Source organism: Amycolatopsis sp. (assembly GCF_036008905.1).
Lineage (GTDB): Bacteria > Actinomycetota > Actinomycetes > Mycobacteriales > Pseudonocardiaceae > Amycolatopsis.
Genome location: NZ_DASYMU010000111.1, coordinates 1 through 26956, shown reverse-complemented (window position 1 = coordinate 26956; position 26956 = coordinate 1). Strand labels below are relative to the sequence as shown.

The 26956-nt window shown below is 68.2% G+C and carries 24 protein-coding genes and 1 pseudogene; 20 read left to right on the top strand and 5 right to left on the bottom strand.

Annotated features, from left to right (window positions below; genetic code table 11):
• The 9 genes from VGP60_RS20725 to VGP60_RS20685 form a co-directional block, all read left to right on the top strand.
• The coding region (locus VGP60_RS20725) for a hypothetical protein (RefSeq protein WP_327549696.1) at positions 1–150 on the top strand (150 nt) is incomplete at its 5' end.
• Between the two features lie 226 nt (positions 151–376).
• Entirely contained in the window at positions 377–1501 is a 1125-nt protein-coding gene (locus VGP60_RS20720) for a hypothetical protein (protein WP_327549695.1), read from the top strand.
• A 40-nt stretch (positions 1502–1541) separates the two neighbouring features.
• Positions 1542–1919 carry a hypothetical protein gene (locus VGP60_RS20715; protein WP_327549694.1) on the top strand — a complete coding sequence of 126 codons (378 nt, stop codon included), beginning with the start codon at positions 1542–1544 and terminating at the stop codon, positions 1917–1919.
• A complete protein-coding gene (locus tag VGP60_RS20710) occupies positions 1916–2755 on the top strand; it encodes an ESX secretion-associated protein EspG (protein ID WP_327549693.1) in 840 nt (279 codons plus the stop codon). The genes VGP60_RS20715 and VGP60_RS20710 overlap by 4 nt, the downstream gene beginning before the upstream one ends.
• The gene (locus tag VGP60_RS20705) at positions 2752–3177 is read left to right on the top strand and encodes a YbaB/EbfC family nucleoid-associated protein (RefSeq protein WP_327549692.1); all 426 of its coding nucleotides are present in this window, start codon (positions 2752–2754) and stop codon (positions 3175–3177) included. The genes VGP60_RS20710 and VGP60_RS20705 overlap by 4 nt, the downstream gene beginning before the upstream one ends.
• Complete coding sequence (locus tag VGP60_RS20700; RefSeq protein WP_327549691.1) at positions 3174–3479, top strand: type VII secretion target; 306 nt, start codon at positions 3174–3176, stop codon at positions 3477–3479. The genes VGP60_RS20705 and VGP60_RS20700 overlap by 4 nt, the downstream gene beginning before the upstream one ends.
• Positions 3476–4921 (top strand): hypothetical protein, encoded by a 1446-nt coding sequence (locus tag VGP60_RS20695; protein WP_327549690.1) that lies wholly within the window; start codon positions 3476–3478, stop codon positions 4919–4921. The genes VGP60_RS20700 and VGP60_RS20695 overlap by 4 nt, the downstream gene beginning before the upstream one ends.
• The gene (locus VGP60_RS20690; RefSeq protein ID WP_327549689.1) at positions 4918–6096 is read left to right on the top strand and encodes a hypothetical protein; all 1179 of its coding nucleotides are present in this window, start codon (positions 4918–4920) and stop codon (positions 6094–6096) included. The genes VGP60_RS20695 and VGP60_RS20690 overlap by 4 nt, the downstream gene beginning before the upstream one ends.
• Positions 6097–6210: 114 nt before the next feature.
• Positions 6211–6543: a hypothetical protein gene (locus tag VGP60_RS20685; RefSeq protein WP_327549688.1), complete on the top strand. Its 333-nt coding sequence runs from the start codon at positions 6211–6213 to the stop codon at positions 6541–6543.
• 7 nt (positions 6544–6550) lie between these two features.
• Here VGP60_RS20685 and VGP60_RS20680 read toward each other — a convergent pair whose 3' ends face one another.
• The gene (locus tag VGP60_RS20680) at positions 6551–8887 is read right to left on the bottom strand and encodes an NACHT domain-containing protein (RefSeq protein WP_327549687.1); all 2337 of its coding nucleotides are present in this window, start codon (positions 8885–8887) and stop codon (positions 6551–6553) included.
• 310 nt (positions 8888–9197) lie between these two features.
• Here VGP60_RS20680 and VGP60_RS20675 point away from each other — a divergent pair, with 310 nt between their 5' ends.
• Positions 9198–13544 carry a BTAD domain-containing putative transcriptional regulator gene (locus tag VGP60_RS20675; protein ID WP_327549686.1) on the top strand — a complete coding sequence of 1449 codons (4347 nt, stop codon included), beginning with the start codon at positions 9198–9200 and terminating at the stop codon, positions 13542–13544.
• Between the two features lie 53 nt (positions 13545–13597).
• Here the strand turns inward: VGP60_RS20675 and VGP60_RS20670 are convergent, their stop codons facing one another.
• Entirely contained in the window at positions 13598–14404 is an 807-nt protein-coding gene (locus VGP60_RS20670; protein ID WP_327549685.1) for an IclR family transcriptional regulator, read from the bottom strand.
• 112 nt (positions 14405–14516) lie between these two features.
• Here VGP60_RS20670 and VGP60_RS20665 point away from each other — a divergent pair, with 112 nt between their 5' ends.
• The 6 genes from VGP60_RS20665 (at position 14517) to VGP60_RS20640 (ending at position 20654) form a co-directional block, all read left to right on the top strand.
• A complete protein-coding gene (locus VGP60_RS20665) occupies positions 14517–15320 on the top strand; it encodes a cupin domain-containing protein (protein ID WP_327549684.1) in 804 nt (267 codons plus the stop codon).
• Positions 15317–16057 carry an HpcH/HpaI aldolase family protein gene (locus tag VGP60_RS20660; RefSeq protein WP_327549683.1) on the top strand — a complete coding sequence of 247 codons (741 nt, stop codon included), beginning with the start codon at positions 15317–15319 and terminating at the stop codon, positions 16055–16057. Before VGP60_RS20665 ends, VGP60_RS20660 begins: the two co-directional genes overlap by 4 nt.
• Complete coding sequence (locus VGP60_RS20655; protein ID WP_327549682.1) at positions 16057–17298, top strand: DUF3500 domain-containing protein; 1242 nt, start codon at positions 16057–16059, stop codon at positions 17296–17298. The genes VGP60_RS20660 and VGP60_RS20655 overlap by 1 nt, the downstream gene beginning before the upstream one ends.
• Positions 17295–18182: an SDR family oxidoreductase gene (locus VGP60_RS20650; protein ID WP_327549681.1), complete on the top strand. Its 888-nt coding sequence runs from the start codon at positions 17295–17297 to the stop codon at positions 18180–18182. The genes VGP60_RS20655 and VGP60_RS20650 overlap by 4 nt, the downstream gene beginning before the upstream one ends.
• Before the next feature lie 17 nt (positions 18183–18199).
• The gene (locus tag VGP60_RS20645) at positions 18200–19399 is read left to right on the top strand and encodes a cytochrome P450 (protein ID WP_327549680.1); all 1200 of its coding nucleotides are present in this window, start codon (positions 18200–18202) and stop codon (positions 19397–19399) included.
• 88 nt (positions 19400–19487) lie between these two features.
• On the top strand, positions 19488–20654 hold the full coding sequence (locus VGP60_RS20640; RefSeq protein WP_327549679.1) for an FAD-dependent oxidoreductase: 1167 nt from the start codon (positions 19488–19490) through the stop codon (positions 20652–20654).
• A gap of 13 nt (positions 20655–20667) precedes the next feature.
• On the opposite strand, the gene VGP60_RS20635 is transcribed toward VGP60_RS20640, so the two are convergent.
• Entirely contained in the window at positions 20668–21273 is a 606-nt protein-coding gene (locus VGP60_RS20635) for a TetR/AcrR family transcriptional regulator (protein ID WP_327549678.1), read from the bottom strand.
• Positions 21274–21490: 217 nt separating this feature from the next.
• Between VGP60_RS20635 and VGP60_RS20630 the strand changes: the two genes are divergently transcribed.
• The 4 genes from VGP60_RS20630 (at position 21491) to VGP60_RS20615 (ending at position 25327) form a co-directional block, all read left to right on the top strand.
• Positions 21491–22849, top strand: a complete 1359-nt coding sequence (locus tag VGP60_RS20630; RefSeq protein ID WP_327549677.1) for a flavin-containing monooxygenase — start codon at positions 21491–21493, stop codon at positions 22847–22849.
• Between the two features lie 3 nt (positions 22850–22852).
• Entirely contained in the window at positions 22853–23635 is a 783-nt protein-coding gene (locus tag VGP60_RS20625; protein ID WP_327549676.1) for an SDR family NAD(P)-dependent oxidoreductase, read from the top strand.
• Positions 23636–23672: 37 nt separating this feature from the next.
• A complete protein-coding gene (locus VGP60_RS20620; protein ID WP_327549675.1) occupies positions 23673–25136 on the top strand; it encodes an APC family permease in 1464 nt (487 codons plus the stop codon).
• A 98-nt stretch (positions 25137–25234) separates the two neighbouring features.
• A complete protein-coding gene (locus VGP60_RS20615; protein ID WP_327549674.1) occupies positions 25235–25327 on the top strand; it encodes a DUF6338 family protein in 93 nt (30 codons plus the stop codon).
• Positions 25328–26080: 753 nt separating this feature from the next.
• On the opposite strand, the gene VGP60_RS20610 is transcribed toward VGP60_RS20615, so the two are convergent.
• Both VGP60_RS20610 and VGP60_RS20605 read right to left on the bottom strand, forming a co-directional pair.
• A complete protein-coding gene (locus tag VGP60_RS20610) occupies positions 26081–26299 on the bottom strand; it encodes a hypothetical protein (protein ID WP_327549673.1) in 219 nt (72 codons plus the stop codon).
• A gap of 404 nt (positions 26300–26703) precedes the next feature.
• Positions 26704–26956: pseudogene (locus tag VGP60_RS20605) on the bottom strand (hypothetical protein); the annotation flags it as partial.

Below are 26956 nucleotides of genomic sequence, written 5' to 3'. Positions count from 1 at the left end.
TGGTCAGACCGGGTCGATTACCTCGCGGATCCCACTGCGGTACTGGATGTTCCGTGCGTCCTGCTACGCCCCGACGGCCACGTCGCCTGGATCGGCGACGATCAGCAGGACCTGGACGACCACCTCTCCCGCTGGTTCGGCTACGAGTGAGCAGGCGGTTTCCGTCGGCGTCGTAGAGGTAGCGACTGACAGCGCCGGTGGCGGCGACATGGCCTTCGGCGTCGCGAGTGAACCTCCGGGCGGCGCCGGCCAAGTCAGTTTATGCAGGTCAACGGGACCGGACATGGATGGCCGGTCGGTAACCTGGTGATGGCCGCCCCGACGATCCGAGCATTGATGGCAACAAGCTCGGACGAACTCGTGGGGAGCGCAGTGGATGATCGACGACCCGGTCGCGGCGATGGCCAACACGGTCGCCGCTGGTGTAGCGGACATGACCGACGCCGTCACGGCGGTGCTGACGGAGATCGACGTCGCGGGGCAGGCCGTTGTCGCCATGCTGACCGCCATGTTGGCCGGTACCGAAAATCTGGACGAAGGGACCGGCACGGCCGAGGGCGCCTCATTCGGCCCGGCGAACTGGGCGGCCTACAGCCACGAACAGCTGTACCAGATGTTGCGGGACCAGGCGGACGTCGGCGACGTCAGCGAGATCGCCGCCGAGTGGGGCCGGCACGCCGAGGTGTTGACCGGCCACGCGGACACGGTGCGCGAGCAACGCGCCGCGCTCACCGCGAACTGGCAGGGGGAGGCCTCCGAGCGGGCGGCCGACCGGATCGATCAGCTGGCCGAGCTGATCGATGCCATCGGCGCGAGGGCAGGCCAGGTTCGGCAGGCCGCACAGGATTCGGCGGATGCGCTCGCGCTGGCCAGGAACATGATGCCGGCTCCGTTCGGACAGTCGGCGCTCACCGCGACGAGCGGTGGCTCCGGCGCCGAGACCGCGGCGAGCGGCGGCGTGGTCTTCGCGGTCGGGGCGGTGTCCACCGGCGGCACCAGCATGTTCGACACCGACTTCTTCACCGGCTCCGGCAGGTCGCGGGCGGTGGAGGTGATGCGCGGCTACGAGTCGAGCCTGCACGGCAGCGATGCGCTGATCGCGCCGCCCGTCCGGACCACAGCGGGCGGCGCGGACCTGACGGGCTTGACGGAAACGGCCGGCTTCGTGCCGGGCGGTGTCGGTCCGGGCGTGCCGGGAGGTGTCGGCGGCGGCATGTCGTGGTCCCAGCTGACTCACGGTGGTGTGCCGGAACCGGGTGGCGCGCTCGGCCGGGGCCCGCTGCCGCCCGGTGCGGGCGGGATCGCGCTGCGCACCGCGATGAACCAGCTGCTGGCGTCTGGCCGCGTGCCAGGTGGTGCCGGCGGCGCGGGATTCTCGCCGTTTCTGTCCCCGGCCACGGTGCCGGACGGGGACAAGGAGCACAAGCGGCGACAACCGAATGTCAACACGGGTCTGTTCGCCGACGAGCGAACGGCCAGCAAACCGATCATCGGGGAATGACCGGCGACGCGCTTCCACCCGAATCACATGGGGAGACGACATGCCAGACAAGACATCGGGACGTGGCTACGCGGTCGCGCCTGAGGAACTGAACGCGTTGGTCAAGACGGTAGGTGACGTCGCGGACGCGATCGCCGAGCTGGTGGCCTCCGCCGACCGGCTCGGGCAGCGGTCACCACTGCTCGGCACCGCGCCACCCGCGCTGGCGCTGGCCGACCGGTTGCGTGCCACAGCGGGCCAGGCCGGGCTGACCGGCGAGCTCGGCGCAGCGGACACCCAACTGCGCGACTACCACCGGTCGCTGGTCTCGGCATTGGCCGGCTACCTCGACTTCGACCAGACTGTGTCGTCCACAATGGACGCCGCGGCGACGACGCTCGACACGGCCACGGGCGTGGTCGGGGGGCTGCTCCGGTGATCGCGACCAGCGACTCGATCGGCGAGCCGGCGGGCAGTTCCCGCACCCACACCGTTCACTTCGGACTTGCCGAGCTCGACCTATTGACCACGCACGCCGGGGTGCGGATGCCGTATCCGGTGCGGGTGCCGTGCTACGGCCGGACGGGCGCCGAACGCACCGCGGTGCTGGCCATGGCGGGCGCGACGCTGACCGCGCGCGGCCTCGCCGACGACGCCGGACCGACTGGCCTGGCGGCCGAGCTGGTGACCGCGTTGCGGACTCGGCGGAGCACCGTAGACCTGGTGCTGACCGGTATCGCCGACGGCCCGGTCGGCGTGCTGGCGCTGCGGTGCGGGTCGGCGGCGCTGGTGTGTCGGCAATCGCTGACGCACGCACACGCCAACCGGGTCGCGGTCACGCGGCTCGGGCAGGACGAGCTGGCCGACGAGCTGTTCGGGTACCTGCCAAAGCTGGCCGGCGCGACTGTGGTGCCGATCTCGCTGGACGCCGGGGTGTTGGTCGCGGCGTCCTCGGCGGCGGGCGAGCCGGAGGAGGTCACGCAGGACCGGCTGCGCGCGCTGACCAGGGCCGCCGGCGGTGACCCGGACGAGCTGGACCGGCTGGCCGTGCTGTTGCCAACGGTGACCGGCCGGGGCCAACTCGGCGCGACCAGCGCCGGTCGGCGCACCGCCGAACTTTCCTGGTTGGACAGTCCATCCGGGAGAGTCCGGATCGACCACGACCGGGACGGGTGGGTGAGCGTGAACCCGTTGCGCCCGAAGGATATTCACCGCTTCGCCCGCCGGGTAGCGAGCGGTGTCGCGGAATCGAACACAGGAAAGGAGCCATCGTGAGTGCAGAACAGCGGCTGGCCGACTACCAACGAGAGTTGGCCGGTGCGGCGGACGGCGCGGCCCGGGCGAACGCCCGGCTGCGCCAGGTCGGCGGGCATGCCATCGCCCCGCGCGGCGAGGTCGAGGCATGGGTCGGCGTGAGTGGCGCGCTGGAGCGGCTCCGGCTGACCGCGCACGCCCGCGCCCTCGAACCGGATGCGCTGGCCAGACTGATCGTGGCGACGGCCAAGGCGGCACAGCAGTCGGCGGCCGGGCAGATCACCGAGATCATGACCGACTTCGTCGGCCCGAGCGCGGCGCTTGATCTGGTCAAGGCGCATCTGCCGGGCGAAGTGGACAACACGCCGGCCAGCGCTCGCCGCCCTCGTCAGTCCACTGTGGACGACGACGAGTACTTCGCGAGCCCGGAGGTGCGGGAATGAGTGACTTCGACGTCGACATCGAGCAGTTGCGTTGGCATGCCAACACGATCGCCAGCATCGCCGACCAGCTTTCCGGGGTGTCCGACCGGGCGCCGGACCGCGTGGCCGACGGCGCGCTCGGCACGTTCACCCAGTTCCTCACCGCCGGACTGTCCGGCGCGATCGGGCAATCCGGCGCCGCGATCGGCGGTGTGTCCGCCGCGGTGGACACGATGAGCGTCGCCATCCGCCGCGCCGCGGAGGCGTACCAGCGCACCGACGAGAACTCCGCCAGCCGGCTCGCCCAGGAGTACCAACGATGAGCACTGACAAGACAACCAGCCAGCTGCTGACCGAACTGTCCACAGTGTCCAATGCGGTGCTTGACCGGGAATGGTCCACCGGTGGCTTGGCCGCCCTCCCGAAACCGGGTGACTTCGGCGCGCTCATCTCGTCGGCCAACCCGCTGGCGAACCTGACCAGCGCGGGTGTCGGCATGCTGACCCCACACGTGTCGTTCCTGGCCAAACCACTCGACGAGTTCCGCGGCGACTCGGGCGCGGTGAGCACGCCGGCGCAGGGCATGGCCACCGCGGCGGCGGACATCCGCACGCTTGCCGACACCTTCCGCCAGACCAGCACCACCGAGACCAGCGGTTGGACCGGCGAGGCCGCGGAGGGGCACCGGGTCACCAGCGCTCAGTTCGCCGAAGGCATCACCGCGATTGCCGAGGCGGCCAAAACGATCTCCGGCGCGATCATCGGCGCGGGCGAGGAGGTGGTCAAGGCGCTCACCGAAATCACCCAGAAGATCGGTATGGCGGTCGGCGAGATGGTCCCGGTGATGGCGGACGGCATCGCCCGCGCCCCACTGACCATGGGTGCGAGCATCGTCGAGGCGATCGGCGCCTGCGTCGCGATCGCCACCAAGTACGGCGGAGAGATCGCCGAAGTCATGGCGAACCTGCTGGCCAACGGCATGAACCTGATGAAGCTGGTCAACATGGTGCTGACCATCGTGCACACGGTCGCCCAGCTGCTGCAGAAGCTGGTCAAACTGGCCGAAGGCGGCGACGCGTCAGCGACCACGGGCACACCGTCGAACACCCCTGAGAGCGGGGAGAAGACGGCCACCCAGCACGGCCGGCCGACCGGCACCGGCGACCCGGCGACCGAGAACGCCGCCACGTCGACCGGAGCCAAGCCGGCGACGCCCGGCGCGGCCGACCCGACCGGTGCCACCGCCGGCCCGCCCAGCGGTATCAACCAGGCCGCTTCGCTGCCGGCCGGTGCGACGACCGGCGCTGCGGCGTCCCCGCTGAGCACGCCGAGCTCGACCGTCGGGACCCCGTCGACGCCCAGCCCGTCGACCGGCACCGCGGGCACGGTTCCGCTTGGCGGCATGGCCCCGATGGCCGGCGCGGCGTCGAACACCAGCGCGTCGGGCGTCCGGCCGCCGAGCCGGCTGGCCCCGGGCAGGTCCGTTTTCGCGGGCCAGCCGAAAGAAATGACCGCGGGCCGGCAGGTCGCCACCGCCGACGACGACGCCTCGCCGGCCGGTGGGCCGACCGGGCCGATGGCCACGGGCGCCGGCGCGAGGGGGCAGGGCGCCGAGGACACCGAGCACGAGCGCCACTACCCGCTCGAGGCCGAAGGTGACACGTTCGCCGCCGACGATCAGGTCGGCATCGCCGCCTCCGGCGTCATCGGCGCGACACCCGAGTGGCAACCAGCCAGTGAGCCACCGGGAAAGCGGGCCAAATGACTACCTATCAACAACTGATGGGCGTTGATCCGCAGTCGTTCTCGGTCACGGCCGACGACTGGCTCAAGCTGGCCGAGGAGGCAGAGGCGGCGGCGGACCACCTTTACGAACGTGATGGAAAGGCACTTAAGGAGAACTGGGCCGACGAGGTTGGCGAAAAGGCACGGCAGACCATCCGCAAGGTTGCCCAGGACTTCCAGGCGGCCGGGATGTCCATGCGCGGCGTGTTGTCCACCCTGGACGGCTTCGCCGACGCCATAGCCCTGTGCAAACGGAACCTTGAGTCCGCGGTCGACTTCGCCGTCGGGTCAGGGCTGACGGTCGACGCCAACGGACAGGTCATTGTACCGGCAGGCACGAAGGACCAGCAGTTGGTTGAACGAGCGAAGCAGTCCAGTGCGCTCATCGCGGACGCGGTGCGCGATGCCACCGAGATCGACAAGGATGCGGCGGCAAGCCTGGTCAGGTTGACCGAACCGGCCGGCATCACCGAGGTGCTCACGCAGGACGAGCTCCGCGACCAAGTGCTCAACAAGTCGGTAAGAGACGCCACCGGCAGCACCCTGGAAATGATCAAGCAAACGATGCCGCTGGACGCCGATCCGGATACGCAGTCGGCCTGGTGGAACTCGTTGACAAAGGAACAGCAGGAGCAGTACATGAAGGCGGCTCCCGTCGAGCTGCACGACATGAAGGGGACTCCGGACAACGTCCGGAAGGAGCTCATCGGAAACGACGGCTTGAACCGGGTCGAAATGCTCCGCTGGGTGGCCGAGCATGGCGACACTACCCACAAGGACGTTCCTGGCATGTCCAACTGCACGAACTTCGTCTCGCACGCGATGCGCGACGGCGGCGGCCTGCCAGAAGAAGGTGACGGTCAGGGTTGGAATAATCCCGACGACTGGTACACGAATCGAGGAGAGCCTGGCGACCGGCCTTATTTGCCCAACAACAAAGACCACTCCGAGCCGTGGGGGCGGCGCAGAACAATCATGACTACATGCTGCGGCATGGCGGTGAAACCGTTCCGGTGGAGCAGGCAAAACCGGGTGACATCGTCTACTTCAAGGATGAGGAAAGCATTCATCACGCCGCCGTTGTTACCGCGGTCATGCCGGATGGCGAGGTCGTATACACGCAGCACACGCCGAGCCTGTCCAGCTTGGGCCTGAACGACCGGGTACCGCACAACAACATCGAGAACGGGCCGGACACCCCGATCATCGTTCGCCCGCACCCGGACTGGGTTTGACCAGGTTCGGCAACGAATGCCAGGAGACGAGCGAATGGCGCCACGGCAAGACGACACCATCAACATGACGCCGGAAGCGGTGCGGCTGATCGCCGACCGGATCAGGACGGACGCGGAAGCGTCGAAGGGGAACATCAACACTCTGTTCGCCGGCACCAACGTGGCGGTGGAGCGGCATCCTGGCTGGTTGACCACGGAAGCGCTGAAGAAATGCGGCGAAACGTGGCAGCAGGAACTGCTTGGCCTGATCGACCAAAGCGAACAGACAGCGGAGAGCCTGTTGTCAAGCGCAGGTCTGGTGAATGGCATGGACGACGAGGCGCGACAACGATTCGGCGCGGTGCTCAGCGAAATGTCCACGAGTTGACCGCCGTTCACCCCGGACGCGATCTCCGGCCCACCGGTCTGGCCGCTCGACGGCGCGTGGAACCCGGCCGATCCGAGGCGGCGAGGTGAGCCTGCAGGCGGGCATGCCGGAACTGGTAGTGCGGACCGGACTGGCGGAGCACGCCGCGCTGGCAAGCGTCCTCAAGGAACGCGACCACCGTCCAGGGCAGCTGCCCGGTGAACGGCAGCCAGATCCGCCCGAACACCAGCCACTGGCCCCACGGGGTCATGCCGAGCACGTAACCGATGCCGCCGCCGATCGCGCTGATCAGGCCGGCGGTGACGACGAGCGACGGCGCCCAGTCGAGTTCAAGCCCGAACGGCCGACCGGCGTCGAGCGCGTCCAGCACCTCGGCCGTGGCCACGATGAATCCGGCGAAAAGCGGTGCGAGCACGAGCGTCGGGCCGACGAACATCGTGCGGTTAGCGCGGATCAGGTCGGCGGGGCTGCCGGCTGACGCGAGGTCGACCGGAGCCACGATCATGCCGATGAACCAGAACACGAGTGCGACCCCGAGCGCGTAGACGAGCCCGAACATGATCGCGTCAACCGTCCAGACCACGAACGCGGCTGCGGATCGGGTCGTGACCACTTCGAGCAGGTTCTGCGCCGTGCCAAGGCAGACACCGAACACGAACCCGCAGAGGACGCCGAGCCGCAGCCGGGTTCTCGTTCTCGCGCTCGGCCGCCGCCCGCCGCCGCGGACGCTGATCCGGAGGTACAACGGCACCGGCACCTTGCGACCGATCACCAACCCGTAGCTGATCACCATGAGCACGGCGGCGAGGAAACCGATCAGCAGACCGGAGACAAACCACGGGCTGGTCCCGATTTGCACCCCGAACGCGCTGGCGGCACCTTCCACGAGCCAGTCGACCATGGTGGCCATGACGCCGGCGAACAGGCCGAGCACCAGTGTTCGTGGCCAGGAGCGCAGCGCGGTACCGAACTCCCACCAGGCGAGGTCGGTGGTGCGCCGCCTGGTCAGGTGGGTGGCGAGGAACCGAAGCCAGCGCGTGGCCTGCTCGACCGACCAGCGTTGGTCAAGGCCTACGGCTCGATCGAGCGGTTGGCGCCGGTACGCGGCGGGCACGAAGCTCGTCAACAGATGGTCGGAGATGCTCTCCACGGTGGGAAACCGCGCAGTCTCAAGCAGTTCGGCCGGGTTGCGGGCGGCGGTGTCGCTGTAGATGGCGCGGGCGAGGCCGACCATGAGCGGGGTGGTGAGCGCGGCTGCCAGCGGGCTGTCCGGCTGCTCGGCCAACTCGCGCAGTACCAGGTCCCAACTGGTCACCGCGTCGCTGGCGGCCTTGCGCGCGGTGCGCGGCAGATAGTCGGCGAGGTCGGCGACGGTGAGGTCGGCCAACTCGACGGCGGCCGCGCCGCGCAACACCTTGGTGGCCTTGACCGCGTCCCGGTACTCGTCAGGTCGGCTGGTCAGCACGAGCGGCAGGGCGATCTGGTTGAGGGCGGCGAGGGCCGGTTGGTGCAGCCCGTCGGCGATCTCGTCGAAGCCGTCGAGCACCGGGAGGATCCGGCCACTCTCGATCAGCCGGGCGGCGAGCGTCGAGCCGCTGCGGCTCGGTTTGGCAAGGCCGGGGTAGTACCGGGTCAGCTGGGTGACCAGCCAGTCGTGGAAGGACGTCTTGACCGGATGCCATGAGCTGATGCCGATGACGACAGGGACCGCACCGGCCACTGTGGACGGTTTGAGCAGGTCGAGGACGAGCCGGACGGCGAGCATGCTCTTGCCGGCGCCGGCCTTGCCGAGCACGACGAGCCTGCCGGACGGAACGCGTCGGTAGCGGGACACGATTTCGTCGAGCGTGCCGGCGAGGTCGGTCGGTGCGTCGCGGTCGGCCAGTTCGGCGCCTGCCGAGCGCCAGTGCACCGGCAACGGGCCGGGATCGTGGATCCGGCGCCGGATCTCCTCCTGCTGCCACCGGGCCCGCACCACGTCGGCGAGCTCATCGGCCGCTTCGAGCAGCTCGCGTTCGTTCGCCGTCAGGTATCGCGCCGGATCGGGCCGGACGTCCGCCGCTTTGGCAAGCGCTGCCGGTGAGTCCAATGTGGGCGGTTGGGTAAGCGGCGGTGCGCGCTTATCTATCGTGGCAAGCAGTTTCGCATGGTCCGATGTGGACAAATCGAGTGCTGCCGCCAGTTGGCGTACAGTGCTCAACTGCGGGTTGGCGCGCGCCTCGGTCTCGAACCGCCGGATGGTGCGCACCGCGATCTCCGACCGAGCGGCCAGCTCGTCCTGGGTCAGCCCGGCCTGTCGGCGGAACTGGCGTAGGAACACGCCGAACTGGTCTGTCACTATCATGCCCCCCACCGATAGTCCGTAGTCGAATCTTACCCAACCCCCGTGTCCACGTGCGGATGACGTGAACTTCGACTCGGCCGAACTGACCGTTGGACGCCAACTCCAGCGGGCTCAACGCGCGTTGTGCTGGGAACGGCTTTCGGTGTCGCAGTGACTTCTGTTGGCGTAGGTGGTGGAATCCCTTCGTCGCAACGGTTCTCGACGCGATGCCCGAAGCCGACATCCCAGTGACCGAGTACGACCTCGGGGTCCGGATGCCGGTGATCCATCGAGGCCGCGACCGGACAGGGTGCCTGGTTATACTCGCCCGATGCTGCTCGTTGATCTTCTGGGAGCACCGCACGCGACGATCGACGGACGTGAACTCGAGCTGGGGCCGCCCCGGCAGCAGGCGCTGTTCGCGCAGTTGGCGACCCGACGCAACCAAGTGGTCTCGCGGACCGAGCTGATCGACGGTATCTGGGGGGAGCAGCCGCCGAGCAGCGTTCGCGGCAGCATCTACACCTACGTCTCCCAGCTGCGGCAGACGCTGGCCGGAGGCCGCAAGATACCCGCGAAGGAATCGGTGCTGACCAGCATCGGATCGGGCTACCGGCTGCGGCTGGAACCGGAGGGCATCGACAGCTGGCGGTTCGAGAACGCCTTCCGCCGGGCGACCGAATTGCTGGCCGGCGGCGATGCCGAAGGGGCGATCGGTCGCTGGGACGAGGGCCTCGGGCTGTGGCCGGGTGAACCGCTGGCGGGGGTACCGGGTCCGTTCGCCGACAACGAGCGAGCGCGCCTGCAGGAGCTACGGCTGGCGGCCATCGAGGACAGGGCCGAGGCGTTGCTGAGGCTCGGCCGGGAAGCCGATGTCGTCGTCGACCTCGCGACGGCCGTGGCGGAAAACCCCCTGCGGGAACGGCTACGCGCACGGCACATGGTCGCGCTGTACCGCGGCGGCCGCCAGGCCGACGCATTGGAGCAACACGAGCAACTCCGCCGGACGCTGGCCGACGAACTGGGCGTCGATCCCGGGACCGAGGTACAAGAGGTCTACCAGCGGATCCTGGTCAACGATCCGGCATTGGCCGGACCGGCAACGCGCCGGGTCGCCCGGCCCGCCGAACACGTGCCGCCACCGATGAGCGACCGCAGTCCGTACCCGGGGTTGCTGTCCTTCTCCGTCGGCAACGCCCAGTACTTCTTCGGCCGGGAGCAGCTGACCACCACGCTGGTGGACCGGCTCGGTGATCCGGAGGCGGACGGTGGCCCGATCGCCGTGGTCGGCGCGTCGGGTTCGGGCAAGTCCTCGCTGCTGCGCGCCGGGCTGGTGCCGGCGATCGACGGCATGGACCTGGCGACACCCCGTCGATGGTCGTGGTTGCTGATCACGCCCGGCAACAAGCCGGTGGAGACACTCGCCTCGGCGCTGGCCCCGGCGACCGGCCGCACGCCGGCGGAGATCCACGGCCACCTCCAGCACCAGCCCGCCGAACTGGCGCACGCCTTCGACAACCAGGAAAGCGAGCGACTGGTCATCGTGATCGACCAGTTCGAAGAGCTGTTCACGTTGTGCGAACAGGAAAGCGAGCGCCGCACGTTCGTGCGGGCCTTGAGCGCACTGAGCACGCCGACCGAGGACGTGCCGGTCCCACCGGTCGCGGTGGTCCTCGGGATCCGCGCCGACTTCTACGGGCATTGCGCCCACTACCCCGAACTCGTGGCGTCGCTCGAACGCGCGCTCGTGGTCGGCCCGATGACCGGCGCGTCGCTGCGGGAGGCCATCGAGCGGCCGGCGCAGTTGGCCGGGCTCGAACTGGAACCCGGCTTGGCCGACCTGTTGCTGCGCGATCTCGGCGCCGAGGAGGACACCGGCGGCCCGCTCCCGCTGCTCGCACACGCCCTGCTGGCGATCTGGCAGGTCCGTGCGGGCAATCGGCTGACCCTGCGTGCTTACGCCGAGGTCGGCGGTGTCCACAAGGCCATTGCCACCACCGCCGACACGACCTACGCCCGCTTCGACCCGTTCGGCCGCGAGATGGTGCGCCGGATGTTGCTGCGCATGGTCCACGTCGGCGAGGGCCTGGAGGTCACCCGCAGACGTGTTGAGCGGACCAGCCTGGTCGAGGGGGCCGGCGACCTCGGGACCGCCGTCGCGGTGCTGGACGCGCTAGCTCGTGCCCGGCTGGTCGTGCTGGACGAGAACACCGCCGAAATCAGTCACGAGGCGTTGCTGCGCTCGTGGCCGAGGCTGCGCCAGTGGATCGCGGACGACCGCGAGGGACTGCGGCTGCACCAGCAGCTGACCCAGGACGCGCGGGCATGGCAGCGAGACGGCAAGGACGAGTCCGCGCTGTACCGGGGCGCGCGACTGGCCATCGCGAAGAACTGGGCCGATGCCCTGCCGGACGATCGCACGCTGGCCCCGGTCGAGCGTGAACTGCTGACGACGAGCGAAGCGCGGGAGGACCGCAAACGGCAGACGGCCGTGCGCCGCACCAGACGGCTGCGCCAACTCGTCGCCGGATTGACCGTGCTGCTGCTGGTCGCCGTCACGTCAACGGTGGTCGCACTGACCGAGCGGAGCACGGCGTTGCGGGAACGGGCCGACGCCACCTCCCGTCAGGTCGCGCTGCGGGCGAACTCGATCCTCGCCGCCGATCCGGCGCTCGCGGCGCAGCTCAGCCTTGCCGCGTATCGCATCTCGCCGACCACGCAGGCCCGCAGCAGCCTGCTCACGACCTCCGGCGTGCCGTCGGCGACCAGGCTGCTCGGGCACACCGGCGGGGTGGCCGCGTTGGCGTTCGACGGCAGCCGAACGCTGCTCGCGACCGCCGGCAAGGACAAGACGGTCCGGCTGTGGGATGGCAAGACGCACACCGAGCTGGCCACCGTACCCACGGCGAGCGCCGCGTTCGGGGCGGCGCTGAGCAAGGACGGCCGGCTCATGGCGGCCGGCATCGCCGACGGCAGCGTGCTGCTGTGGGACGTGCACGATCCACGTCACCCGGCCCCGTTGGCCACGGGGCTCGGGCACACCGACAGCGCGGTCGCGGTGGCGTTCAGCCCGGACGGCAAGCAGATCGCCAGTGCCAGTGCCGACAAGACGGTTCGGCTGTGGCATGTGGACTCCCGCGGCCTGAGCTCGCCCCTCGTGCTCGCCGGCCACGAGCAAGCGGTCACCTCGGTGGCGTTCAGCCCGGACGGCAAGCTGATCGCCAGTGGCGGCTACGACAATTCCGTCCGACTCTGGAACGCCGCCGATGGGACGCCGGCCGGGGTGCTCGCAGGGCACACCAGGGCCGTGACGGCGGTGGCGTTCAGCCCGGTCGGGCACCTGCTCGCGAGCGCCAGCTACGACGGGACCGTCCGGCTGTGGGACACCGCGAGCCACACACCGGTCACGACGTTGACCGGCGCGACCAGCTTCCTGGAGGCGGTGGCGTTCAGCCCGGACGGGCACACCGTCGCCGCCGGCGGCGACGATCACAACACCTTGCTGTGGGATGTCGACGCGCGGCTCCAAGTCGCCACCTTCACCGCGCCCGCGACCGTTCGCGCGGTGGCGTTCAGCCCCGACGGGTCCCAGATCGCCACCGGCGCGGCGGACTGGGCGGTGACCGTGTGGGACGTGCGGGCCGCCGAAGTGAACGGGCACGCGATGTCCGGCTGGAGCCTGGCGTTCAACCCGTCCGGCAGTGTGCTCGCGAGCGGGCACTACGACGGCACGGTTCACCTGTGGGACATGGCCGATCCACGGCGCCCGGCGGAATTGGCCACGCTGCCCCCGCACGCCAACGCGGTCACCTCGGTCACCTTCAGCCCGGACGGCAGGCTGCTGGCCGATGCCGGCTATGACCACACCGTCCGGCTGTGGGACGTCTCCGACCCACGTCACGCCGTCGCTTTGTCCACTGTCGACGCCTCGTCGGGGCAACTGGAATCCGTGGCGTTCAGCCCGGACGGTCGCACGCTCGCCAGTGCCGGCGACGACCACATGATCCGGCTGTGGGACGTATCGGACCCCCGGCACGTGACGCCGATCGGCCGGCCGCTCGGCGAGCACGCCGACGTGGTGAGTTCCGTGGTGTTCAGCGGTGACGGGAAGACGCTGGCCAGTGGCAGCTACGACGGTACGGCCCGGCTGTGGGACGTGTCGGATCCGCTGCACGTGGTGCCCAAAGCGAAGGTGTCCGCCGGTCAGGCCGCCCCGATCCGGGGCATCGCGCTGGCACGGGACGGGCACACCCTAGTCACCGCCGGCGACGACCACGCGGTGGAGCTGTGGGACGTCACCGGAACGCCCACGCTGCTCAGTTCGCTGACCGACCACACGAACACGGTCACCTCGGTGGCGTTGAGCCCGGACGGGAAGCGCCTCGCGAGCGCCGGCTGGGACCGCACTGTGTCCACTTGGGACATCAGCGATCCAGGCAATCCCGCGTTGACCGCGACCTTCTCCGGCCCTACCGACAATGTGACCTCGGTGGCCTTCAGTCCACAGGGCGACAGTGTCGCGGCCGGTGTCGCGAACGCGCCGAATGTCGTCTGGCAGAACGATCCCGAGGCGGTCGCCAAGCGGATCTGCGCGACCAGGGGGACCCCGATCAGCGCGGCGGAATGGGACACCTACGTCAGCGACGGCTCCCTGATCGATCCGTGCGCCACGCGCTGAGGCGGGACCCGCCCAGGTGTACCCGGCAATGATCGGCGCGCCGACGCACTGAGCTATGTCGCGTCGGCGCGAACGCGGGCCGACAGATCGGCGGCGGCTCGAGTCAGGGCCTTCCGCGCCATGAGCCGGTCCGGTTCCAGCACGGTGGTCTTGAACGCGAGCGTCGCGATCACGCCGACCAGTGTGTCGTCGACGAGGACGGGAACCGCCATCGTGGTCGTGCCGCCGTCCTCCGCCACGTCGTGCGACGCGAAATGCTCCTTGCGCGCGAGTTCGAGTTCCGGCTCGAGCTCCCGCAGACGCGGGTCCGAAGCGTGAGTGCGTCGCGCGTCCTCTGAGAACGCCAGGAAGAGGCGCCCCTGTGCCGAGTCGAAGACCGGAAGGCAGGAGTACAGCGGCATGGTGGCGATCACGACCATCCGCCGCACCTGGATACCGGTGCGGACCAGGACCGGGCAGTCGCCGTTCCACACCGACGCGACCGCGGTGTAGTTCGTCTCTTCCGACAGCCGCCGCAGAACGGGTTCGGTCCGCCGGACGAAGGCGCTGGCGAACTTCGCCGAATCATGGACGACCGCCGCGTAGTCCAGCGTCTTGACGCCGAGCGTGTACACCCCTCGCGAGGGCTCGTAGGCGAGAAGGTTGGTGGCCCGCAACGTGATCAGGTAGCGGTGGGCGGTCGCACGGGACATGTCCAGCCGTTCGGCGATGTCCCCGAGCGTCAGCTCCGGCTCCTGGGACGTGAACAGGTTCAGCACGGCAACCGCCTTCTGCACCGCCTGGATCGGCTGCACGCCACCGGGGCGGCCGGCCACGATCTCGCCGTCCACCTGCAGGTCGCCGTCGGCTGATTCGCTCACGTCGCCCATCTTGACACCTCCGGCGCCCAGCTTGACGGCTCGGTGTCTGCGGGCTACCTTCGTATCATGATGCGATATGTAATCGTATCGTAGAGCGATACAGGAGGAAGTCGTGCAGTATGTGAGGCCAGTCGATTTCGACTCCGCCGAAATCACCGGGGACAAGGACTACCAGGGCAAGATCCTTTACAGCGGCGAGACCTGCGCCCTGATCGCCACTCGGGTACCGCCCGGCGCGCGGGGGCCGGAGAACCACGTGCACCCGTCGGACCAGCTGTACTTCGTCACCCACGGGGAAGCGACGATCAAGCTGGGCAAGGACGAGCACAAGGCGGCCGCCGACTCCGCGATATTCATTCCCGCCGGTGTCCCCCACCACAACTGGAACGAGGGGGACGAGACCGAAGTACACCTGGAGGTCATCGCGCCCGGCAGCGCCGGAATCCGGCCGATGCTCACCTTCGCCGAGTCGGACGACGCACACGACCTTCCCTACGCCGTGGTCAAGCCCTCCGTGGATCAGACGATGTCGCTCGAAGGTGGAATGACGGTCACGCCGCTGGTCGGGCCCGAGCAAGACTCCAAGAACGCGCTGATCTACATCGGGGGCCTGCCGGCCGGGGCGGCCGGTCCAAGCCTGCACACCCACAAGTTCGATCAGTTCTACCTGGTTCTCGAAGGACTGCTCGGAGTGCAGGTCGGCTTGACGGAATTCACCGTCGGCCCGCAGCACCTCGTCGTTCTGCCGGCTGGGGTTCCGCACCGGCAGTGGAACGCGGGCGCGGACGCCGAGCGGCACCTCACGATCATCGCGCCACCGCCGCCGGAGCTCACCGAGACGGACGCCGACGGCGAACCGTGGGACTTCTCCGTCGAGCTGCGCGCGGTGGAACACACGACGCGGGTCGCGCCATGACAAGCCTGGTGCAGGCCTGGTCTGAGGGTGCCACGACGTGCGGCGCCTGGACGATGGTGAACACTCCGGTGCTCGCCGAACAGCTCGCCCTCCTCGGACACGACTACGTCTGTCTCGACCAGCAACACGGGATCGTGGACGACGCCAATCTGGTCGCGAGCCTCATAGCCGTCTCCGCCGGTGGATCGGCGCCGCTCGTCCGCGTCGCCGCGAACGAACCGAGCCTGATCAGCAAAGCGCTCGACTGCGGCGCCGCGGGAGTGATCGTGCCGTTGGTCAACGATCGCCGGGACGCCGAGCGCGCCGTCCAGTCCTGCAATTACCCGCCGGACGGCAATCGGAGCATCGGGCCCATTCGCCGGCCACCAGGCCGGCCCGCGTGCATAGTCATGGCGGAAAGTGAGTCCGCCGTGAACAACATCGACGAGATCTGCGCCGTGCGCGGTGTCGACGCCGTCTACGTGGGCCCGGCGGACCTCGCGGCCAGCCTGGGCTGCGCGCCGTCCCTCGGCGTGACGCCGGGCGTCCACGCCGAGGCTGTCGCCGCCATCCTGGCCGGCTGTTCGCGGCGCGGAATTATCGCTGGGATCCATTGCGGCACAACGGAACAAGCGATCGAGTGCGCCGGCATGGGATTCCGGATGATCACGATATCGACCGACCTGCAACTGCTCACCGAAGCGGCCACCCTTCGTTTCGACGAGGTGCGCGAGGGCCTGAAAGGACAGCACGTCTGATGGCCGAACAAGAACAAGGTCGTTACCGGGGCTTCGGCCCGCGTCCCGCCGGAGTGCTCCCGTTGAGCCACGGCCTGCTGGACATCTCTTCCTTCCCGCCAGCGGTCAAAGCACTGTTTCCGCAGGTGCCCGAGGCAGCACAGGAACCGTTCACCGGCATCACCACCGACGGGCGCGTCGTGCCCGACCTGTTCAACCTCCGCGACACCGGCTGGGATCCCGAACCGGCGGCGAAAGCCGCATCGTCCTTTCTGGACAGTCTCACCCCCGTGCAGCGCAAGACCGTCGTGTTCGAGATCGACGCGACCGAGTGGCGCATGTGGATCAACGCGTTCCCCACCTGGGATCCGCACGGTCTGCGGCTGGAAGACGTCGAGCCCGGACAACGCGACCGCGCGCTGGCCATCATGCGCGCCTGCCTGTCCGACGAGGGCTACGCCGACGCCCGGGCGGCGATGAAACTCAACGCCGCGCTCGGCGAGCTGATCGACCAGTACCGCGACACGTTGACCGAGTACGGCTACTACTTCGCGCTGTTCGGCACTCCGTCGTCGACCGAGCCGTGGGGCTGGCAGCTATGGGGACACCACCTCGACGTGCACTGTTTCATTCTTGGCCGGCAGCTGGTGCTCACCCCGACGTTCATGGGCGCTGAGCCCGTGGAGGCCGATCGCGGCACCTACAACGGGACACGGTTGTTCGACGCACAGCGGGAAGCGGGACTGGAACTGCGGCGCAGCCTGCGCCCCGAGCAAGCTCGCCTGGCCGTGGTGCACGAGTCGATCCGGGTGCAGGACCTGCCGCCCGATTTGGCGGATCTGGCCGACGGCCGGCACCGGGGCGGCGCCGGACAGGACAACCGAGTCATCCCCTACGAGGGACTGCGGGCGGCGAACATGTCCTCCGGACAGCAGGAGATGCTGCTCGCTCTGGTGCGCACCTACGCGCATCGGATGCCGGCCGGTCCCGCCGGTGCGGTGCTGGAGGACGTCCAGCGACACCTGGACGACACGCACATCTCGTGGATCGGCGGCGCCGGCAGCGATGACGCCTTCTACTACCGGGTCCACAGTCCCGTCGTCCTCATCGAGTACGACTGCCACCAAGGGGTCTTCCTGGACAACGATCAGCCCGAGCCGTTCCACGTGCACACCATCGTGCGGACACCCAACGGCGGTGACTACGGACACGATCTGCTCCGCCGCCACCTCGCGCTCCACCACCGTCCAGGTCAGCGATGACGGGCGGCGGCACCGGCCCGATGGCCGGCAAGACCGTGCTGGTGACCGGCGGCACCAGCGGTATCGGTAAAGCCACGGCCCTGGGCCTGGCCGCGCTGGGTGCCAGAGTCGCCATTACGGGCCGCGACCTCGCCCGCACCCGGGACGCGGCGGCCGGCATCGCGGCGGCGGCAGGCAATCCGGCGGTCGACCCGTTCGCCGCCGACATGTCCTCGCAGGCAGCGGTACGGCAGCTCGCTCAGGAGATCCTGGACGCCTACCCGCGCCTGGATGTCCTGGTCAACAATGCCGGCGGGTTCTGGGCCACCCGCCGGTTGACCGCCGACGGGCAGGAGCACACCTTCGCGGTCAACCACCTCGCCGGTTTCCTGCTCACCAACCTGCTCCTCGACCGGCTCAAGGCCGGCGCCCCGGCCCGGATCGTGACGGTCGCGTCCGCCGCCCACAGCAGCGGACGGATTGACTTCGACGATCTGCAGGACGAGCACGGCTACTCGGCGCAACGGGCTTACGCCGAGTCGAAGCTGGCCAACGTCATGTTCACCTATGAACTGGCACGCCGGCTGCACGGCACCGGTGTCAGCGCCACCACTCTGCATCCGGGCGGTGTCCGCACCGGAATCGGCACTGAAGACCCCGGTCTGCTGTTCAAGCTCGCCTTTTCCCTGGCTCGGCCCTTGCTGAAGACGCCGCAGCAGGGTGCGGCGACGTCGATCTACCTGGCGTCCTCACCCGCCGCCGAAGGCATCACCGGCAAGTATTTCGTCAACAGCAAGCCAAAAGCCTCGAGCAAATCCTCCTATGACGAGGCCGCCGCGGCACGCCTGTGGCAGATCAGTGCCGACCTCGTAGGGCTCACGGCCCGCGGGCAGCAACCCAACTAACGCACCGGGAACGGACCATGACAGATCCAAAGAACCCCGCTCTCTTGGTGACCGGCCGCCGCGCGCAAAGCTGTCCCTTCGAGCCGGCATCCGAACTGACCGCGTTGCGCGAGCAGGGCGACCTCCCGAGCATCTCCGGCGAGCATCCGTTCCTCGGGCATTTCGACGTCCGCGCCGTCAGTCGCTACGCCGACGTTCGCGCGGTGTTCGCGCACGAGCACTTGGCTGCCGGCGCGAACGTCGTCGACCCCGACGGACCACGCACCCTGTTCAACCAGCCCGGTTTCCTGCTCAGCTACGACGGGCCCGAACACGCGCGGCTACGGCGGATGCTGACCGGCGCGTTCACCGTCCGCCGGCTGCAGCAGATGCGGCCGTGGATCGAGCGGATCGTGTCCGCGCAGCTCGACGCGATGCAGGAGGCCGATCCCGTGGTCGACCTCGTTCAGTTGTACGCCCTGCCCATCCCGTCCCTCGTGATCTGCGAGTTGCTCGGCGTCCCCTACACCGACCGTGCCGACTTCCAGCACCGCAGCGCTGTTCTGCTCGACTTCACCCGCACAGCGGAGGAACAGATCGCCAACTACACCGGGATGTACGCCTACATGGCCGAACTTGTCGCCCGGCTGCGCGCCGAGCCCGGCGACAGTCTGCTCGGCGAGGTGGTCGGCAAGCACGGCGACGACGTCACCGACGAAGAGCTGATCGGCTTCGGCAACCTGCTGCTGATCGCCGGGCACGAGACCACCTCCAACATGATCGCGCTGGGCACCCTGGCCCTGTTGCAGAACCCCGAGCAGCTCGCCGCCGTCCGCGACGACGAGGTGACCACCCCCGCGGTCGAGGAGCTGTTGCGCTACCTGTCCATCGTCGGCCAGATCGGCCGGCACGCGACAACCGACTTGGCCGTCAACGGCCATGAGATCGCGGCCGGTGAACGACTGTCGCTGTCGATCCTGGCCGCCAACCAGGACCCCGGGCTGGTCGGCCGGGACGCCGGACTCGACGTGCGTCGCAAGCCGGTCCCGCACCTCGCTTTCGGCTTCGGCGCCCATCAGTGTCTCGGTCAGCAACTGGCCCGCATCGAACTGAAGGCCGCGCTGCCCGCGCTGCTGCGTCGCTTCCCGACGCTGCGGTTGGCCTTGCCGTTCGAACAGATCGACTTTCGGGTCCTCTCGCCGGTCTACGGCCTCAAGTCCCTGCCTCTGACCTGGTGATCCCGAGTAGTTGAGAAGTTCAAGCACGAGTCGCAGCACACGAACGTGCGCTCAGCGGTCGTGATGCCCAACCAACGAAAGGCTTGTCGTGACAGAAATCGCGATCATCGGGGGCGGCCCCGGCGGGCTGACGGCCGCCATCGCACTGGCCCGCAGGGGCATCCGCACAACGGTGTTCGAGCGTGACGACCATCCCGAGCGCATGCCTCGCTTCAACCCCGATCGCTCGTACCCGATCGACATCACCGGGCACGGCCTCAAAGCGGTCAGGCACATCGACGGGCTCGCGCACTTCGACGCCCACCTGACCCCGTTCAACGGGATCAGAGGCCGGAGTCGGTTGTTCGACCCGTGGACCGAGCCCGGTTGGATCGGCTCGCGCGGAGACATCACGCGGGCGCTGATGTCGGTCGTCGAGGACCGGCACCACGACATGATCGACTTCGTGTTCCACAGTGATGTGCGCACCGTCGACGTAGCCGCGGGCGAGGTGGCCGGACGGCGCTTCGACCTCGTCATCGGCTCCGACGGCGCGGGCTCCGTCGTCCGCGCGGCCATGCGGGACCAGGTCGCGGGATTCACCGTCGAGACGTCCTCCGTCCCCAACTACGGGCTCCTGCTCGAACTCGACCAGGTCGGCGAGAAGCTGGACAAGCACTGCTTGAACGGGCTCGCGGTCAACCCGCTCACCCTCGCGGCCGTGATTCGCGACGAGGACAAGCCGGACGGTGTGCGCTGGTTGTGCGTGATCGGACTGGGCAAACCGGTCACCTTCGCTTCTCCTGTCCAGGCCACCACGTGGTTGCGCAAGCACTGCCCGCGCGTGCTGGACCTGACCAGTGAGCAAGCGATCACCGAGTTCTCGCGGCGGGAGTATGTCCACCTGGGACAGCGCGCGACCTGCTCCCACCTCTACGGCGGCCGGGCCGTGCTGCTCGGCGACGCCGCCGCCGCGTTCCCGCCGGTCGGCCAGGGCGGCAACGCGGCCCTGGAGTCGGCGATGGTGCTCGACCAGTGTCTGGCCGCTGGCACCCTGGAAACCGTAGGCGCTCGCTACGACGCGGTCTGGAAGCCCGAAGCTGACGCGGTCTCCTGGATTGGTGCACAGATTCGCTACCAGGACCTCAGAATGGTCGCCCGCATGGTCATCGCCCGCGCCGTCGGGGTCAACATCGGAAGCCTGGCCAAGAGCTCCACTCGCCCCTACTCCGACGTGCGGCGCGCGGCCCGACGACTCGGACCGATCTGGGCCTAGTGGTCGTCGGACGCTACGTCGGCGGCAGGGGGCGGCTCATCGCGGCGAGCTGGACGGCGAACGCGTCGAGAGCGTCGCGGCATCCGGTGGTATCCCGGTCGGTCAGCCAGTTCAGGCACAGCCCGTCGGTCACCGTGACCAGCAGCCGGGCCAGCGTGCGCATCGGCACGGTCCACTCCACACCGGTCTCGTCGGCGACGAAGGCCAGGTAGTCGGTGGCCTGCCGGTAGTAGGACTCGTACTGCCACTGCGCCAGCTGCGCGGTCGAGGGATCACGCAGCGCGTAGGTGGTCAGCTCGTAGGTCACCAACTGCTCATCGGGATGCTCGATCGCGGACTCCCACAGTGCCCGTAGCCCCGCCCGCAGGCTGTCGCACACGTTCATTCCGTCGATCCTCGCCGCACGCGCGGCTTGGACCATGTCCCCGACGACGACGGTGATCAGTTCGCGAAGAAGTTCGTCCTTGGAACGGAAGCAGTAGTGGAACGAGCCGCGTGGCATGTCGGCCTCGGCGGTGATCGCGCGGGTCGTGGTCTGTGCGATGCCGTCGCGCGCCATGACTCGCGCTGCCGCGGTGATCAATAGCCGTCGGCGCTGGGCGACGGGAAGCCTTGCCACAAGTGCGGTCCTTCCGTTCGGGTCGCGAGAATCCGAAACCAATCGTACCAGGGCACTTGACTAGGGCGCTTGCCCTAGTTCATGCTTCTGCGACCACGGTCAGTCCGCGCGAACCGACGACGAGATTCGGCGATGTCCCGGAGTGACGTGTCGCGGGCATTCCTGCGCCCAGCGCATAAAAGAAGATCCCCAACGCGGAAACCCATTGGGAGGAACCGTGACAGGTTCACCGACAACCAAGGTCTGTGTCGTAGGCGCCGGACCGTCCGGCCTGATCATGGCCCGAACGCTGCTCGAGGCGGGCATCGATTTCGATCTCTACGAACGGCACAGCGACGTGGGTGGCATCTGGGACCCCGACAACCCAGGCAGCCCCGTCTATGAATCCGCCCATTTCATCTCGTCGAAGTTCACGTCCTACTTCTACGGCTACCCGATGCCGGAGAACTATCCGGACTATCCCGGATATCGGCAGCTGCGGGATTACATCCGCGCGTTCGCCGGCGAGTACGGGCTCTACGACCACACCACGCTCGACATTGGTGTGGACAGGGCAGATCTCGTCGACGGCCGATGGCAGGTCCGGCTCGCCGACGGCCGGCAACACACCTACAGCCACCTCGTCTGCGCCAACGGCGTGACCTGGCACCCGAACCTGCCGTCCTACCCGGGGCTGGACGGTTTCACCGGCGAAGCCCGGCACTCCGGCACGTTCCGCTACCCCGAGGAGTTCAAGGGCAAGCGCGTCCTGATCGTCGGCGGCGGCAACTCCGGTGTGGACATCGCCTGCGACGCCGCGCTCAACGCCGACGCCGCGTTCCTGTCGGTCCGGCGCGGCTACCGCTATATCCCCAAACACGTGTTCGGCGTGCCGCTGGACGTGTTCATCAACGAAGGCGGCTCACCACCGCCCGGCATCACCGCTCCCGAGGATCCCAGTGAGCTCATCGACGCACTGGTCGGCGATCTGACCCGGTACGGACTGCCCAAGCCCGACCACGCCGCGCTGTCGTCCCATCCGATCGTGAACGACCAGATCATCCATCACCTCAACCACGGCAACATCACCGCCAAGGGCGACGTCGCCGAATTCCGTGGCGACAGCGTGGTATTCGCGGACGGGTCGAGGGAAAAGGTCGATCTAGTGCTGTTCGCGACGGGCTACGATTACGCGATCCCTTATGTGGACAAAGACCTTTTCCGGTGGAACCGGGGACAACCCCAGCTTTACCTGAACATGTTCAGCCGGGAGATCGACTCCCTCTATGTCCTCGGGTTCATCGAGTTCGCCGACGCCGCCTATCACCGTTTCGACGAGATGGCGCAGCTCATCGCGTTCGATGTCGCCGCGACCGGGGAGACGAAGCGCAGGCTGGCCGAACTCAAGCGAGCCGACCAGCCCGACGTACGCGGCGGCATGCACTACATCGACACCCCCCGCCACGCCAACTACGTCGAAACCCATACCTACCAACATGTTCTCGCCGAGCTGCGGGACAGGTTCGGGCTTCGGGCGCTGGACGACCAGTCCCACGACCGGCTGCGCCGGAGCGCCGCCTCGCAGGTCGGGGTCTAGCTCATGGACATGTTCACCCTGGCCGGCAAGACTGCCGTGATCACCGGCGGTGCCTCCGGCATCGGGCGCGCGACCGCGGCCCGGTTCGCGCTGGCCGGTGCGCGAGTCGTCCTCGCCGACCGCACCGACGCCTCGGACTACGCCCGCGAGATCGGCGGCAGCTACGTCGAGACCGATGTCAGCGACGAGCACGCCGTCGAAGAGTTGCTGGCCCGCGCCGCCGCGTCCGGGCCTGTCGACATCCTGATCAACAGTGCCGGCGTCACCAGCGAGGCGGCGCTGCCCGACATCGAGATCGCGGAATTCGACCGGATGCTCGCGACGAACGCCCGCAGCGTGCTGCTGACGATGAAACACGCGGTCAACTACATGACCAACGGTGGCGCGATCGTCAACGTCTCGTCGCTGGCCGCTTTCGTCGGCCTGCCGACCTATGCCTGTTACGCCGCTTCGAAAGCCGCGGTCATCGCACTCACTAAGGTCGCAGCGCTGGAGTACGGACCATTGGGAATCCGGGTGAACTGCATCTGCCCGACGTCGGTCGACACGCCCATGCTCCGAGCGCAACCCGGCGGCGAACTGGAGGCCGCCCTCGCCCGTACGGCCGCGCCGCTGGGCCGGATCTGCTCGGCGGAGGACGTCGCGGCGCTGCTGCACTTCCTGTCCGCCGACGACTGTCCGCTCATCTCCGGGCAGGCACTGTCGATCGACGGCGGTGCCACCGCGGGCTTCAGCTTGGCCATCCTCGATCGTCTCGCCGCCGGAATCGACGCGGCAGACGCCTGATCCGCAGTCGTCTCTTCCGAGAAGTCAGGAGACTCCCATGACCAACCACGTCGATGGTGGCGAGTTACCGCGTAGACCCCGGCTAACCACCCCGAAAATCGTGTTCCTTGTCGTCGCGGCGGCCGCGCCCATGGCGGCGATGGTGGGCGTTGTCCCGCTGCAGTTCGCCCTCGGCAACGGCGCCGGCACGCCCGGTACCTTCGTGCTGGCCGGCGTCGTCCTCTTCTGCTTCGGCGTCGGCTACGCGGCGATGAGCCGCCGCATCACCAACACCGGCGGGTTCTACACCTTCATCGGCCGGGGGCTGGGCAGACCACCGGCCGTGGCGTGCGCCCTGATCGCGGTGATCTCCTACAACGCGGTCGCAGTTCAACTCGTCGGCGCCTTCGGCTACTTCGCCCGGCTCGTCGTCGCGCAGCAGACCGGCCTCACCCTGCCATGGGAGCTCTACTCGGGTGTCGCGGTGGCCGTCACCGCGCTTCTCGGCTACCGCCAGATCGACCTCAGCGCCAAAGTGCTCGGCACCCTGATGGTCGCCGAGATCGCCATTCTGCTCATCCTCGACTTCGCGGTGCTCGGCCACAAAGGAGCCAGTGCCCTCCCCCTCACGTCCTTCGCCCCCGGCACGGTGTTCGACAGCGGCTTCGGCATCTCGCTGCTTTTCGCTTTCGGTGCGTTCGTCGGCTTCGAGTCCGCAGCGCTCTACGGCGAAGAGGCGCGCGATCCCAAGCGCAGTGTGCCGCTGGCCACCTACGCGGCGCTGATCGTGATCACCGTGTTCTACGGCTTCACCACCTGGGCCACGGTCGGAGCCGTCGGCGTCGACCACGTCCGGTCCACCGCCGGTAGCGAACTGGGCAACCTGCTGTTCACGGTGAACGACCAGTACGTCAGCACGACCATGACGACGATCATGTCGGTTCTGTTGTGCACCAGCCTGTTCGCTTCCCTGCTGGCGCTGCACAACGCGAGCAGCCGGTACATGTACGCCCTCGGCCGTGATCGCGTCCTGCCCGGCGGGCTCGGCCGGCTGCACCCACGTCACCGCTCACCGAGCCGCGGCAGCCTCATGCAGACCGGTGTCAACATCGTCGTCACAACGGCGTTCGCCGTCGCGGGACTGGACCCCTACCTCAACCTCGCCACCAGCATGGCCGGGCTCGGCACTCTCGGCGTGATCGTCCTGCAGGCCGTCGCGACGGCGGCGGTGATCGGATTCTTCCTGCGCCGCCCGGATCGGCACTGGTGGCGAACCGGGCTGGCGCCGGCCATCGGACTCGTGGGTCTGGTCACGGCCACCGTGCTCGTGGTGCGGAACTTCGCCGTGCTCACCGGTACCACCTCCGCCGCGGTCACCTCGATTCCCTGGCTGATCGCCGTCGCCGCCCTCGCCGGTCTCGGGTACGCCTGGTGGCTACGCCGCCACCGGCCGACAACCTATGCCGCGCTCGCCCAGGACCCGGCAACCTCACCACAGGCGGACGAACTGCCCGCCCCGTAACCGGCGACGGCTCAATGACGGCCTGGCCGTCCCTGCCTGTGCCCGAGTAAGTGCTCTCGGCTGTCGTCGATGCACAAGGGTTCGCCGGGGGGAGAGAAATGGGCCAAACGCCCTCAACGGCGCTTCAACTGGGAATGCTGGTACTCCTCGTGCTTCCCGGGATCACCTACCAATTCCTGCGTGAACGGTGATGCGGGCCGGTTCCCGGCGAACGCGATCTGGGAGAACGCGTCCTGCAGACCGGGTGGATCATGGCCCCGGACGGCCGTTTCGTCCGGCCCATCGAAGGAAGCGCCGGACTACATCTCCGCGCTGTCGATCTTGAGATGTTCGAACTGCTCCTGCCGCCCGAACAGAACCAGCCCGCCGTGGAGACCTCATGAACCGCCCGGAATTGACTACCTACGAGCAAGAACTGCTCGGCGACCCCGTCCACTGTCGGGGCTATACGCCGGACGACGACCTCCCCGAGCCGACGGAAGGTCCGTCGGAGCCCGCCCGGACCTCCGGCACTGTCGGTGAGAAAGTGCACTCCGACTTGTCTCCGATGTCGTGCTGGCCACCCTGTGGAGTTCGGCCGCTCAAGGCGGCCGTCACCGCGTCCCGGCGACGGTCCTGCCGGACATCTCCGCTGGTGAGGTGGGGTCGTGAGTGGCAACAAGTGGTTACTGGTCAGGTGGTTGCCAGGTTGTGCTGGTTCACCGCGGGCACGTTGGACCGCCTGGATGGCCCAGGTCGACGCCGACGACCTACGCTTCGTCCGAGGACTCAAGCGCGACCACACAGCGGTCCTCAATGGACTCACACTCCCGTATAGCTCTGGCGCCGCGGAGGGCAACGTGACCAGAATCAAAATGATCAAGAGGAACTATTTGGTTGCGCCAACTTCGACCTTCTACGCAAGGTCATCTGCTCCGCGCGTGACGCCACGAGGGCTAACTCGATCACGAAATATGGGCCAGATCCGAATTACGTGAGCGTTCACACTGCCGCTGGTAACGGCTGTGCACGGCGACCGAGACCGAGGCACAGTCCGGGCACACAGCGCTCATGCCACGCGGCCGCGCGCTGATCAGGAGCGTGCCGTCCACGACCTCGATTTGATCAACAACGACCCCGGCCAGATGCGGGAACACAGCCTGGAACAGCTTGGTATCAAACACAAACGACCATGATCACCAACGACGATCACCGACCGTCGCCGGGTCACGCTTCCCGTGCCAGAACCAAATTGCATGAGCGCTGACAATAAGGCGCCGTCAGACAGGCCCATTTCGTCGTAGATCTCGGCGAGTTCACGTTCCTCGGCCCCGGAGCCTCCGAGCGCGCTCTGCGCCTGCTGGCCGAGTGAGCCGACTTCCCCGGCCTGGTCCTGTCTCACCACTACATCCTCGATCGAGTCTGAGCGGCCCCTGGTCGAAGGTGGCCACGCTCGAGCACTGGTGCAGCCCGGCCCGGGTTCCTCACCAACGAGGGTGGAAGACACAAGGCCGAGATCGGCGAACGCCTATATCGGCTGCCAGTGCAAGGCTTGACCCCTCCTGGTCGTCACGCATGCGGTGAACCGTCAGTACACGTCGTTCACATCGGACCGTGGAACGTTGAGATCGCAGTATGAGTACAGTTCGGTTCGTTTATCGTCCGCGTTCTGTGGTATGTCCTGCAACGGCACGATCCATGTGCTGCGCTCGCCTGGTGAGCATGATGGGCTCGCTGGGGGTTGTTGTGGGCTGCCAGCCGGATTGCCCTTGCCATCGGGCGGGACGAGGTCGCCACCCACGATTTTACCGGTCGCGTCGCGGAACACCACTGCCGTGCGA